This is a genomic window from Nocardioides litoris (assembly GCF_006346315.1).
Taxonomy (GTDB): Bacteria; Actinomycetota; Actinomycetes; order Propionibacteriales; family Nocardioidaceae; genus Nocardioides; species Nocardioides litoris.
Genome location: NZ_VDMR01000003.1, coordinates 396332 through 408696, shown reverse-complemented (window position 1 = coordinate 408696; position 12365 = coordinate 396332). Strand labels below are relative to the sequence as shown.

The 12365-nt window shown below is 74.6% G+C and carries 12 protein-coding genes; 7 read left to right on the top strand and 5 right to left on the bottom strand.

The window, feature by feature from the left end; genetic code table 11:
* The 7 genes from infB to FJQ57_RS14075 all read left to right on the top strand — a co-directional run.
* On the top strand, positions 1 to 2521 hold a 2521-nt coding region (gene infB, locus FJQ57_RS14105; protein ID WP_139981297.1), incomplete at its 5' end, for a translation initiation factor IF-2.
* A gap of 108 nt (positions 2522 to 2629) precedes the next feature.
* Positions 2630 to 3106, top strand: coding sequence for a 30S ribosome-binding factor RbfA (rbfA, locus tag FJQ57_RS14100; RefSeq protein ID WP_139981295.1), 477 nt, complete (start codon positions 2630 to 2632; stop codon positions 3104 to 3106).
* Complete coding sequence (gene truB / locus FJQ57_RS14095; protein WP_139981293.1) at positions 3103 to 3969, top strand: tRNA pseudouridine(55) synthase TruB; 867 nt, start codon at positions 3103 to 3105, stop codon at positions 3967 to 3969. The genes rbfA and truB overlap by 4 nt, the downstream gene beginning before the upstream one ends.
* Positions 3970 to 4152: 183 nt before the next feature.
* Positions 4153 to 4989: a sensor histidine kinase gene (locus tag FJQ57_RS14090; RefSeq protein WP_139981291.1), complete on the top strand. Its 837-nt coding sequence runs from the start codon at positions 4153 to 4155 to the stop codon at positions 4987 to 4989.
* 101 nt (positions 4990 to 5090) lie between these two features.
* Positions 5091 to 5270: a DUF1059 domain-containing protein gene (locus tag FJQ57_RS14085; RefSeq protein WP_139981289.1), complete on the top strand. Its 180-nt coding sequence runs from the start codon at positions 5091 to 5093 to the stop codon at positions 5268 to 5270.
* An 82-nt stretch (positions 5271 to 5352) separates the two neighbouring features.
* Positions 5353 to 6291 (top strand): bifunctional riboflavin kinase/FAD synthetase, encoded by a 939-nt coding sequence (locus tag FJQ57_RS14080; protein ID WP_139981287.1) that lies wholly within the window; start codon positions 5353 to 5355, stop codon positions 6289 to 6291.
* Positions 6284 to 7366, top strand: coding sequence for a hypothetical protein (locus FJQ57_RS14075; protein ID WP_211348929.1), 1083 nt, complete (start codon positions 6284 to 6286; stop codon positions 7364 to 7366). The genes FJQ57_RS14080 and FJQ57_RS14075 overlap by 8 nt, the downstream gene beginning before the upstream one ends.
* Here the strand turns inward: FJQ57_RS14075 and FJQ57_RS14070 are convergent.
* The 5 genes from FJQ57_RS14070 to FJQ57_RS14050 form a co-directional block, all read right to left on the bottom strand.
* Positions 7363 to 8091, bottom strand: a complete 729-nt coding sequence (locus tag FJQ57_RS14070; RefSeq protein WP_139981285.1) for a class E sortase — start codon at positions 8089 to 8091, stop codon at positions 7363 to 7365. The genes FJQ57_RS14075 and FJQ57_RS14070 overlap by 4 nt on opposite strands.
* 91 nt (positions 8092 to 8182) lie before the next feature.
* Positions 8183 to 8443, bottom strand: a complete 261-nt coding sequence (locus FJQ57_RS14065) for an HPr family phosphocarrier protein (RefSeq protein ID WP_139981283.1) — start codon at positions 8441 to 8443, stop codon at positions 8183 to 8185.
* A 25-nt stretch (positions 8444 to 8468) separates the two neighbouring features.
* Positions 8469 to 10562 carry a PTS fructose transporter subunit IIABC gene (locus tag FJQ57_RS14060; protein ID WP_139981281.1) on the bottom strand — a complete coding sequence of 698 codons (2094 nt, stop codon included), beginning with the start codon at positions 10560 to 10562 and terminating at the stop codon, positions 8469 to 8471.
* A 68-nt stretch (positions 10563 to 10630) separates the two neighbouring features.
* A complete protein-coding gene (locus FJQ57_RS14055) occupies positions 10631 to 11584 on the bottom strand; it encodes a 1-phosphofructokinase family hexose kinase (protein WP_139981279.1) in 954 nt (317 codons plus the stop codon).
* Positions 11581 to 12348 carry a DeoR/GlpR family DNA-binding transcription regulator gene (locus FJQ57_RS14050; RefSeq protein WP_139981277.1) on the bottom strand — a complete coding sequence of 256 codons (768 nt, stop codon included), beginning with the start codon at positions 12346 to 12348 and terminating at the stop codon, positions 11581 to 11583. The genes FJQ57_RS14055 and FJQ57_RS14050 overlap by 4 nt, the downstream gene beginning before the upstream one ends.
* Positions 12349 to 12365: the final 17 nt, after the last annotated feature.

Sequence of the window (12365 nt, the reverse complement as noted above, 5' to 3'; positions counted from 1 at the left end):
GCCCGCCGCGCCCGCCGCGCCCGCCGCGCCCGCCGCGGCTGCTCCCGCGCCGGCTGCCCCCACCCCGGCGGCCCCCGCCCCGGCCGCCCCTGCTCCGGCCAGCCCGGCCGAGCAGGCCCCGGCTGCCAAGGCCGGTCCCGCCGGTGGCGCGACGCCGAAGGCGCCCGCGCCCAAGGCCCCCGCGCCGCGTCCTGTCGGTCGCCCCGGCGGCACGCCGCGGCCCGGCAACAACCCGTTCAGCTCCAGCCAGGGCATGGGTCGGCGTCCCGCCGCCCCGCGTCCCGACGCCGGTGCCCCCGGCGCCGGCGGCTCCGAGGAGAACCGTCCGCCGCGTCCGCCCGCCGGTCGCGACGGTGCGGCCCCGCGTCCGGGCATGCCGCGTCCCAACCCGGCGATGATGCCCAAGTCCCCGGCCGCCTTCGGCCGCGGTCCCGGCGGTCGTCCCGCCGGCCCGGGCGGGCCCGGTCGTCCGGGCGCTCCCGGTCGCCCCGGTGCTCCGGGTCGCGGTGGTCCCGGTGGCGCTCCCGGTCGTCCCGGTGGCGGCGGGTTCGCCGGCCGTCCCGGCGGCGGTGGCCGTCCCGGCCAGCGTGGCCAGACCCAGGGTGCGTTCGGTCGTCCCGGCGGTCCCTCCCGTCGTGGCCGCAAGTCGAAGCGCGCGCGTCGTCAAGAGTTCGAGGCCATGGAGGCCCCGACCCTCGGCGGCATGCGGGTCCGCAAGGGCAACGGCGAGACCCTGCGTCTCGCCCGGGGCGCCTCGCTGACCGACTTCGCCGAGAAGGCCGGCGTCGACGCCGCCCAGCTGGTGCAGATGCTGTTCCACCTCGGTGAGATGGTCACCGCGACCGAGTCGGTCAACGACGCGACGCTCGAGCTGCTGGGCGAGGAGCTCAACTACGTCGTCGAGGTCGTCTCGCCCGAGGACGAGGACCGCGAGCTCCTCGAGTCCTTCGACATCGAGTTCGGCTCCGACGAGGGTGACGAGTCCGACCTGGTCGTCCGGCCGCCCGTCGTGACGGTCATGGGTCACGTCGACCACGGCAAGACCAAGCTCCTCGACGCCCTGCGTGGCGCCAACGTCGTCGACAAGGAGGCCGGTGGCATCACCCAGCACATCGGTGCCTACCAGGTGGCCACCGACGTCGACGGTGACGAGCGTCGGATCACCCTGATCGACACCCCCGGTCACGAGGCGTTCACCGCCATGCGTGCCCGTGGTGCGCAGGCCACCGACATCGCGATCCTGGTGGTCGCGGCCGACGACGGTGTCATGCCGCAGACGGTCGAGGCGCTCAACCACGCCAAGGCCGCCGGTGTCCCGATCGTCGTGGCGGTCAACAAGATCGACAAGCCCGACTCCGACCCGACCAAGGTCCGCGGGCAGCTGACCGAGTACGGCCTGGTGCCCGAGGAGTACGGCGGCGACTCGATGTTCGTCGACGTCTCGGCCAAGTCCGAGCTCAACCTCGACAAGCTGCTCGAGGCCGTCGTCCTCACCGCCGACGCCTCGCTCGACCTGCGGGCCAACCCCACGCAGGACGCGCAGGGCCTCGTCGTCGAGGCGCACCTCGACCGCGGTCGCGGCCCGACGGCCACGATCCTGGTCCAGCGCGGCACGCTGCGCGTGGGCGACTCGATCGTCGCCGGTCCGGCCCACGGCCGCGTCCGCGCGATGCTCGACGAGCACGGCCACGAGATCACCGAGGCCGACCCCGGTCGTCCCGCGATGGTCCTCGGTCTCTCCTCGGTGCCCGGCGCGGGCCAGAACTTCCTGGTCGTCGACGACGACCGGATGGCCCGCCAGATCGCCGAGAAGCGCGAGGCCCGCGAGCGGGCGGCCATGCAGGCCAAGCGCCGCGTCCGCCGGACGCTCGAGGACTTCATGAAGTCCATGGAGCAGGGTTCGAGCCAGGAGCTCAACCTGATCCTCAAGGGCGACGTGTCCGGTTCGGTCGAGGCCCTTGAGGACGCGCTGTCGCAGATCGACGTCGGCGACGAGGTCGGCATCCGGGTCATCGACCGCGGTGTCGGTGCGATCACCGAGACCAACGTCGACCTGGCCGCCGCCTCCGACGCGATCATCATCGGCTTCAACGTCCGCCCGCAGGGCAAGGCGACCGAGATGGCCGACAAGGAGGGCGTGGAGATCCGGTACTACTCGGTCATCTACCAGGCCATCGACGAGATCGAGGCGGCCCTGAAGGGCATGCTCAAGCCGGAGTACGAGGAGGCCACCCTGGGCCAGGCGGAGATCCGCGCGATCTTCCGCAGCTCCAAGGTCGGCAACATCGCCGGTTGCATGGTCACGAGCGGCTCGATCCGGCGCAACGCCAAGGTCCGGGTCATCCGCGACAGCAACGTCATCGCCGACAACCTCGACCTGCTCTCGCTCAAGCGGGAGAAGGACGACGCGTCCGAGGTCCGCGAGGGCTTCGAGTGCGGTCTGGTGCTGCGCAACTTCCAGGACATCAAGGAAGGCGATGTCGTGGAGGCCTTCGAGATGCGCGAGATCCCCCGGGGCTGACGCCCTCGTACCTGCGGCGCCCCCGGTCTCCGGGGGCGCCGCGGGTCCGCCCCCCGAGAACCACCCGCCCCCAGGACGCCAGCCGGCGAGGACGAGGAACGACCAGGCATGAGCAGCCCCCGCGTGCGCAAGATCGCCGACCGGATCCAGGTGATCGTGGCCGAGATGCTCGAGCGGCGGATCAAGGACCCGCGGCTGGGGTTCGTCACCGTGACCGACGTGCGGGTCACCGGCGACAGCCAGCAGGCGACGATCTTCTACACCGTGCTCGGCAACCACCCCGACGACCAGGCCGACCTGGCCTCGACCGGGGCGGCGCTGGAGTCGGCCAAGGGGCTGATCCGCTCCGAGGTCGCCAAGCAGCTCGGCATGCGGCACGCGCCGTCGCTGACCTTCGTGCCCGACGCGCTGCCCGAGACCGCCAAGGTGCTCGACGACGCGCTGGAGCGGGCCCGCGAGGCCGACGCCCGGCTCGCCGCCGTCCGCGAGGGTGCGGCGTACTCCGGCGAGGCCGACCCCTACAAGAAGCCCCGCGAGGCCGACGGCGTCGACCTCGACGAGGACGACGCGGAAGACCAGGAGTGACCGAGCCCGGGCTGGTCGTCGTCGACAAGCCCGGCGGCCTCACCTCCCACGACGTCGTCGCCCGGGTGCGGCGGCTCGCCGGGACCCGCAAGGTCGGGCACGCCGGCACCCTCGACCCGATGGCCACCGGCGTGCTGGTGCTCGGCGTCGACCGGGCCACCCGGCTCCTGGGCCACCTGCTCCTCACCGAGAAGGCGTACGACGCCACGGTGCTGCTCGGCGCCGCGACGACGACCGACGACGCCGAGGGCGAGGTGCTCGCACGGGCCTCGACCGACCACCTGGTCGAGGACGCCGTCCGGGCCGCGTTCGCGTCCTGCGTGGGGGAGGTCGACCAGGTCCCCACGGCCGTCTCGGCGATCAAGGTCGACGGCAAGCGGGCCTACCAGCGGGTCCGCGACGGCGAGCAGGTCGAGCTGTCCGCACGCCGGGTGACGATCCACGCGCTCGAGGTCCGCGCGGTCCGCGGGCCCGAGGTCGACATCAGCCTGCGCTGCTCCAGCGGCACCTACGTGCGGGCGATCGCCCGTGACGTCGGGCGTGACCTCGGGGTGGGTGGCCACCTGACCGCGCTGCGCCGGACCGCGGTCGGCCCGTTCGACCTCCACGCTGCCCGCACCCTCGAGCAGCACGCCGACGAGCTCGGCCTGGTGCCGATCGCCGACGCCGCCCGGGCCACCTTCCCCGCCCTCGACCTCGACGAGCGGGAGGAGGCCGACGTGCGCGTGGGCCGACGCCTGGACCGCGCCGTGGCCGGCCCGACCGCCGTCTTCGCCCCCGACGGGACGTTCCTCGCGCTCTACCAGCCGGCCGGTCCCGGGGCCACGGACGGGGCCAAGCCCCTCGCGGTCTTCGTCGGCTGACCCTAGGCTGCCCATGGCCCGGTCGGGCCACGGGTCCCGACCACTCGGACGATCCTCGGGGCTTCCCCGGGAGCGATCCACCCGAACGGGCCAACTCGGGACGCTCGGAGACCTAGGGTCTCCTTGGAGGGGGACATGGGAGAGCCGCGGGAACGACGACCGCGCGCCGTACCGGAGTCGGGGATGGGCGATCGAGGTCAGGACCCGCGGGTCAGCGCGGTCCTCGAGGTGCTGGCGGGCACGCCGGCCGAGGTCGTCGCGCGCACCTGGGCCGTCGACCCGGGCCTGCTCGACCGCTGGGTGCGGGCCTTCGTCGAGGCGGGCGCAGCCCAGGTCACCAACCGGCCGTCGCCGCAGGTCGCCCGCCAGCGCGACCGCTTCCTGACGACCTTCATGCACGGCCTGCGCTCGCCGCTCGCCGTCGCGCAGATGTGGGTCGGCCTCCTCGGCGACGCCCCGGGCGACGGTCAGGCCGTGCTCGACATCGTCGCCCAGCTGCAGTCCGCCCTCGACCAGCTCGACGAGCGCGCGACCGACGTGCAGCTGCTCACCGCCGCCATGCTCGGCCGGCTCTCCCTCGAGACCCGCCGGGTGCACGTCGAGGAGGTCGCCACGGTGCTGCAGCCGCCCCCAGCGACCATCGGCGGGGAGGGCATGGACGTCGAGGTCAGCGTCGACCCCGAGCTGTTCGGCCGCATCCTGCGCGACCTCTGGGAGGCCGCGCACGAGGCGGGGGCGACGCCGGGCGAGGTCCGGCTCGAGGTCGAGACCGTGCAGCCCTGGGTCGAGATCCGGGTGGTCCGCGTCGGCGCGCCCATCGAGCCCGCCGAGCTGCACGCGATGTTCGAACCCTTCGACCGCGAGGAGGACGACATCCGCACCACGGTCGGCCTCTACCTCGCCCGCGCCCTCGTCGTCGTGCACGGCGGCACGATCGGCGTCGACCAGGACGACGACACGACCGTGTTCGCCGTCCGGGTGCCCGACGCCCGGCTGAGCGCGGCCCCCGATCCCGACTGACCGCACCACCGCACCACCGCACCACCGCACCACCGCACCACCGCACCACCGCACCGCCCCAACGCACCGCCCCCCACCGCACCACGACCCGAGGAGGACCCATGAAGTACCAGCTCGCCTGCGGCGACGTCATGCCCGGCTGCGCCCAGACCTTCGACGAGAGCGACAAGGACGTGCTGCTCGGGCAGGTCGCCGAGCACGCCGCTGCCGCGCACGGCATCACCGAGATCACCCCCGAGGTGCTCGCGGCCGTCGACAGCAAGATCCGCGTCACCGGCTGACCCCCTCGTGGCGACGCGGGGACCGGCACCCCGTCGGGTGACCGGTCCCCGCGACGCCGCGGTCGTTCTCTAGGCTGCCCCCGTGACCATCTGGCGTGCCCCCGCCGACGTGCCGAGCGACGTGGTCGCCTCCGGCACCGCCGTCACCGTCGGCAACTTCGACGGCGTCCACCGCGGACACCGGGCCGTCGCCGCCCGGGCCCGCCAGCGCGCCGACGAGCTCGGCGTCCCCGTCGTCGCGGTCACCTTCGCCCCGCACCCGATGGCCGTGCTCCGCCCCGAGCACGCGCCCACGGTCCTCACCTCCCTCGAGCGGCGGGCCGAGCTGCTCGCCGAGGCCGGCGTCGACCACGTGCTCGCGCTCCCCTTCGACCTCGAGGTCGCGGCGTGGACGCCCGAGGAGTTCGTGCAGCGCGTGCTCGTCGACACCCTCCGCGCCCGCGCCGTCGTCGTCGGCGCCAACTTCCGCTTCGGCCGCCGGGCCGCCGGTGACGTCGCGCTGCTGGTCGCCGCGGGGGAGCAGGCCGGGTTCACCGCCGAGGGCGTCGCGCTCGACGGCGGCCCCCAGGTCTGGTCCTCCACCTACGTGCGCACCTGCCTGGCCGCGGGCGACGTCGCCGGTGCCGCCGAGGCCCTCGGCCGCCCCTTCGCCGTGCGCGGCGAGGTCGTGCGCGGGGACCAGCGTGGCCGCGAGCTGGGCTACCCCACCGCCAACCTGCTCGCCGACGGCGAGTGGGCCGTGCCCGCCGATGGCGTGTACGCCGGCCGGCTGCGCCGCCTCGACTCCGGTGAGGACTTCCCGGCCGCCATCAGCGTCGGCACCAACCCGACCTTCGACGGCCAGGAGCGGCGCGTCGAGAGCTACGTCCTCGACCGCACCGACCTCGCGCTGTACGGCGTCGAGGTCGAGGTGAGCTTCGTCGAGCGGCTGCGCGGCATGGTCGCCTACGAGGGCGTCGAGGCGCTGGTGGAGCAGATGGCCGACGACGTACGCCGGGCGCGTGAGGTCCTCGGTGCCTGAGAGCCCCGCGGGGCACGACGGCCGCGACGGGCGCGGACTGCGCGGCCGGCTCGGGGGAGCCGACCGCCGGCCGCCCACGGCTCCGGGCGGCGAGGTCGAGCAGGCCGAGACCTGGTTCCTCGGCCAGGGACTGACCTACTTCGTGCCGAGCGTGCGGGCCGGCGTGCGGGCCGGGCTGCGCCCGCGGCGGTTCGTGCCGCCGCTGGGCGGCGTGGCGCTGCTCGCCCTGGCCGCCGGCGTGCTGCTCGCCTGGTGGTCCGAGGACGTCAGCGCCGCTCCGGCCGTGCTGCTGTCGTTCGTGCTCCTCGGAGCCGCGGTCTACGCCCTCACCGTGCTGCGCACCGGCCCGATCGTGCGCTGGGCGGGCGCGCGCACCCTCGGCAGCCTGCGCCTGCTGGTGCCGGTGACCAGCCAGGCCCTGCCCCTGCTGCTGGTCTTCGTCACCTTCTTGTTCATCAACGCCGAGGCCTGGCAGATGACGGCCAACCTGCCCGGGCCCCTGCTGTGGCTGACCGTGCTGCTCCTGATGGGGCTGGCCGTGGTGTTCCTGCTCGTGCGGCTGCCCGAGGAGGTCGACCGGGTCGACGACGCCGTCGACGCCGACTTCCTGCGCCGCACCACCCGCGGCACCCCGCTCGAGTCGGCCGCGGAGCGGCTGCTGGCCCGGGGCGCCGACCCGGCGCCGTACGCCCAGGTGACGGGGTACGACCGCGCCAACCTGATCCTCGTGCTCCTGGTCGTCCAGGTCGTGCAGGTGCTGCTGCTCGTGGTCGCGGTGTTCTGCTACTTCCTGGTCTTCGGGTCGCTCGTGATGACCCCGTCGGTGCAGGAGGCCTGGACCGGGCTCGACGACGGCATCAACAACATCGGCAACCTCAGCGTCTCCTACCAGCTGACCAAGGTCTCGCTCTTCCTCGCGGCGTTCTCCGGCCTCTACTTCACCGTCAGCGCGGTGACCGACGAGACCTACCGGGCGCGGTTCTTCGCCTCGGTGACCGAGCACCTCGAGCGGGCGGTGGGCATGCGCACCGTCTACCTGATGCTGCGGGACGAGGAGGGGTCGGGGCGCTCCTAGCCCTGGCGCCGGTCGACGCGCTGCAGGTGGCCGAAGGCGATCAGCCGGTCGTCGGTGTGGAAGAGCTCCGCACACGTCGTCAGCGTGATGAGCCGGTCCTTGCCGGGCCGCGGCCCCACCCCGCCGTCGGGGTTGACCGGCTCGGGCTCGACGACCCACCCGTCGGTGAACGGCACCCGCAGGTCGTCGCCCCCGGTGTCGAGCACGTAGGTGTACGTCGCGTCGCGGGTCTCGACCACGACCTCGTCCCCCGGCTGCAGGTCGGGCATGTCGCGCAGCGGCTCGCCGTGGGTGACCCGGTGGCCGGCGAGGGCGAAGTTGCCGACCTCGCCCGGCCCGGCGGTGCCCTCGAAGTGACCGATGCCGGAGGCCAGCGCGTCGTCGGCGACCCCCTCCATCACCGGCACCGCGAAGTCGTCGCCGAAGGCGGGGATGCGCAGGATCGCGCGGGCCGGCCCCTGCTCGGTCTGCACCGTCTCCCGACCCTGGCCGCCGCCGTCCCACTCCTGCTCGAGGCGGTCGACGGTCTGCTGCTGCCGCTTCTGGGAGACCCAGTTGGTGCCGTAGAGCTGCCACCCGACCCAGCCGAGGATGCCGAGACCGGCGAGCACGAGGCCGAGACCGACGAAGAAGGTCCAGCCGCGCCGTCGGTCGCGTCGCGCGTACGCCGCCTCGCGGGCGTCCGCGCGCCGCTGCTCGTCCTGCTCGTGCTCGACGCCGGCCACCTGCCCAGTGTGGCAGGGCGGGCGACCGGCGTCGGGGCGATCGGCGGGTCTTGCGGGGGCCTTGCGTGGACCCCGGGTGCTGCTCGGGGTGCTACTCGGCGTCGAGGTCGCGCGCGACGAGGGCCGCGATGGCCTCGACGTCGGCCTCGACCTCGCCGGAGACCTCGACCGTGTCGCCGTTGCCGGCGCCGAGGGTCATGATCAGCAGCGACGACCCGGCGTCGACCGGCTCGTCACCGGGGATGCCGATGAGCACCTCGGAGTCCAGGTCGGCGGCCGCCTCGCTGATGATCGCGGCCGGGCGGGCGTGCAGGCCGACGGCGGAGCCGACGACGACGGACTTGGTGGGCATGGATCCTCCTGGTGGGTGGGTGGGGTCAGGCTGCCACAGGGGCCGCGGGCACCTTGGCGGTGGACTTCAGGGCGATGACGGCGACGGCACCGACGACCACGCCGGCCGCGAGGGCGACCAGGAAGCCGAGCACGCCGTCGACGGCGAAGAGGACGAAGATGCCGCCGTGTGGTGCGCGGACGCTGACGCCGAAGGCCTCCGACAGGCCGCCGGTCACGGCGCTGCCGAGCATGATGGCGGGGATGACGCGCAGCGGGTCGGCCGCAGCGAAGGGGATCGCGCCCTCGGTGATGAACGACGCCCCCAGCAGCCAGCCGGCCTTGCCGTTCTCGCGCTCGGCGACGTTGAAGAGCTTGGGCCGCAGGACGGTGGCCAGGGCCAGGGCGATCGGCGGCACCATCCCGGCGAGCATCACCGCGGCCATGATCTTCAGCTGCGGGGCGTCGCTGGCCAGCGAGGCGCCGCCGACGCCCGCGGCGGCGAAGGAGTAGGCGACCTTGTTGAGCGGACCGCCCATGTCGAAGGCCATCATCAGGCCGAGCACGACGCCGAGCAGGATCGCGTAGCTGCCGCTCATGTCGGCCAGGCCGGTGTTGAGCTGGTCCATGAGCCAGCCGATGGGCCGGCCGAGGACGACGATCATCAGCAGGCCGGCGACGATCGAGGTCACGAGCGGGATGACGAGCACGGGCATGAGGCCGCGGGCCCACGACGGCACGGGACGCTGGGCGATCCAGTGGGCGACGAGGCCGGCGAGCACACCTCCGACGATGGCGCCGAGGAAGCCGGTGGCCGGCAGCGCGACCGGGGAGTCGGCGCTGTTCTGCACCCCGAAGATGTTGGCGGCCAGGCCGCCGACGATGAAGCCGGGGGCGATGCCGGGGCGGTCGGCGATGGCGTAGGCGATGTAGCCGGCCAGGGCCGGGATGAAGAACATGAACGCCGTCTTGCCGATGATGAAGCACAGCGCGCCGAGGTAGGCCGCGAGGCCGGAGCCGAAGAGCGCGTGGTCGAGGCCGAGGGCCGCCGGGTCGGGCAGGTTGAACAGCGTGTTGTCGACCGCGATGTCGCCGTACGGGCCGACGATCTCGTAGCCGCCGAGCAGGAAGCCGAGGGCGATGAGGAGGCCACCGGCGGCGACGAACGGGATCATGTAGGACACGCCGGTCATCAGGACGCGGCGGGTCCGGGCGCCCCACGACTCCGTGGTCTCGCCGCGACCCTCGCCCGACGACGCGCCGTCGGCGCTGCCCTCGACCCGGGGCGCACCGGGGTCGGTGGCGTAGCGCAGCGCCTCCGCGATCATGGCGTCGCCGTCGTCGATGGGGCGCTTGACGCCCGAGCTGACGACGGGCTTGCCGGCGAACCGGCTCCGGTCGCGGACCCCCACGTCGACGGCGAAGATGACGGCGTCGGCGGCGGCGATGGTCTCGGCCCCGAGCGGGGTGGAGCCGGCCGAGCCCTGCGTCTCGACGTCGATGGTGACGCCGGCGCGCGCGGCGGCGGCCTCGAGGGCCTCGGCGGCCATGTAGGTGTGGGCGATGCCGGTGGGGCACGCGGTGACCGCGACCAGGCGGCCGGCGGTGACCGGGGCCGGGGCCGCCGCCGGGGCAGCGGCCGGGGCCTTGTCGGTGCGCACGGGCGCGCCGGCGCCGACGGGCGCCGCGGCGGGCTCGACGACGGCCGTGACGAGCGCGACGACCTCCTCGACCGAGGTGGCGCCGCGCAGGCCGTCGGTGAAGTCCTTCTTGACCAGCGCGCGGGCCAGCTTGGTGAGGATCTGCAGGTGCGCGTTGTCGCCGCCCTCGGGCGCGGCGATGAGGAAGACCAGGTCGGCCGGGCCGTCCTTGGCGCCGAAGTCCACCGGCGGGGCGAGCCGGGCGAAGGCCAGGGTCGGCACCTCGACGCCGGTGGTGCGGCAGTGGGGGATCGCGATGCCGTCCTTGAGGCCGGTCGCCGACTTGGCCTCGCGGGCGAAGGCGTCGTCGACGAGGCGGCCCACGTCGGTGGCGCGGCGGGCGCCGGCGACGACGTCGGCCAGGGCCCGGATCACGTCGTGCTTCTCGGCGCCCAGCGCGGCGTCGAGCCGCACCAGGTCGGTGGTGATGAGGTCGGACATCGGTGCTCCCGTGGTGGCGTGCTCGGGTGTCGAGCGGTCGGTGGTGGCGGTGCGCGGTGCGGTGGTGCTCAGGACCCGGACCCGAGCCGGCGTACGACGACGAGGTCGGGCCGGGCCTGGTCGGGACGGGGGATCGTGGTGCCGGGGAGGGCGGCGGCGGCGCTCCCGTAGGCGACGCCGAGCGCGAGCCGCCCGGCGGGGTCGAGGCCGCGGAGGCCGCCGAGGACGAAGCCGAACAGGCTGGAGTCGCCCGCCCCGACGGTGCTGACGACGGTGGTGGGCGGGGGAGCGGCGTGCCAGGCGCCCTCGGCGCTGACCAGCACGGCGCCGTGCGGGCCGAGGGTGGCCAGGACCTCGCGCACCCCGCGCTCGACGAGGGTGCGGGCGGCCTCGGCGGCCAGCTCCGGGTCGGACTCGACGGCGTCGGGGTCGTGGCCGGTGAAGGAGGCCAGCTCCTCGCCGTTGGGCTTCATCAGGTGCGGGGCGCCGCCGGCGTCGAGGCGGTCGACGAGGCAGCGCAGCGGCTCCTCGCTGGTGTCGACCGCGACCCGGGCGAGCCCGCGGAGGTCGGCGGCCAGGTCGGCGTACCAGTCGGTGCGGGCCCCGGGGGGCAGCGACCCGGCCAGCACGACCCACTCGGCGTCGACCGCGAGCTCGCGCAGGGTGCCGGCGAGGGCGTCGAGGTCGGCTGTGGCGACGGTGGCGCCGGGGCTGTTGAGCTTGGTCGTCGTGCCGTCGGGCTCGGTGAGCGCGATGTTGACCCGCACCGGCCCGTCGAGGTCGACCAGGCGGTGCGGCACGCCCGTGGCGGCCAGCCGCGCGACGTACGGGTCGTCGGCGCGGGCGGGGAGCACGGCGGTGGTGGCGACGTCGGCGGCGAGGCAGGCCCGGGAGATGTTCACGCCCTTGCCGCCGGCCTCGTCGGTGGTGTCGAGCGAGCGCTGCACGGCGCCGCGGCGCAGCGGGCCGTCGAGGCGGATCGTCCGGTCGGTGCTGGGGTTGGCGGTGAGGGTGACGATCACGCGACCAGCACCTCCAGCCCGGCGGCCTCGAGACGGCTCCGGTCGTCGGCCGCGAGGCCGTCGTCGGTGACGAGGCAGTCGACCTCGTCGAGGGCGGCGAAGCGCACCGTGGCCTCCTGGCCGATCTTGGTGGAGTCGGCCAGCACGACGGTGCGGCCGGTGGCCCGGACCAGGGCGCGCTTGACGGCGGCCTCGTCGGGGTCGGGGGTGGAGAAGCCGTGCCGGGTCGTCAGGGCGTTGGTGCCGACGAAGGCGACGTCGGCCCGCAGCCGCTGGACGGCGTCGACGGTGTCGTGGCCGACCGCGGCCTGGGTGGCGCTGCGCACGCGGCCCGGCAGCAGGTGCAGCTCGACGAGGGGCAGGGTGGCGAGCCGTGCCGCCACCGGCACGGCGTGGGTGAAGACGACCAGGCGCAGGTCGGTCGGCAGGGCCGCGACGAGCCGCGACGTGGTGGTGCCGGCGTCGAGGAGCACCGTCGACCCGGCCGGGGGGAGCAGGGCGAGGGCGGCGGCCGCGACGCGTTCCTTGGCCTCGGCCCGGGTGCGGTCACGGTCGACGAGGCCGACCTCGACCCGGCCCAGGACGTCGGCCGGCACCGCGCCGCCGTGGACGCGCCGCACCAGGCCCATGGACTCGAGCCGCGAGAGGTCGCGGCGCACGGTCTCGGTGGTGACGTCGTACTCGCGGGCGAGGTCGGTCACCGAGACGCGGCGGCGGTCGGAGACCAGGCGGGCCATCGACTGCAGTCGTTCGGGTGCGTACACCGGGTGCTCCTCTCGCC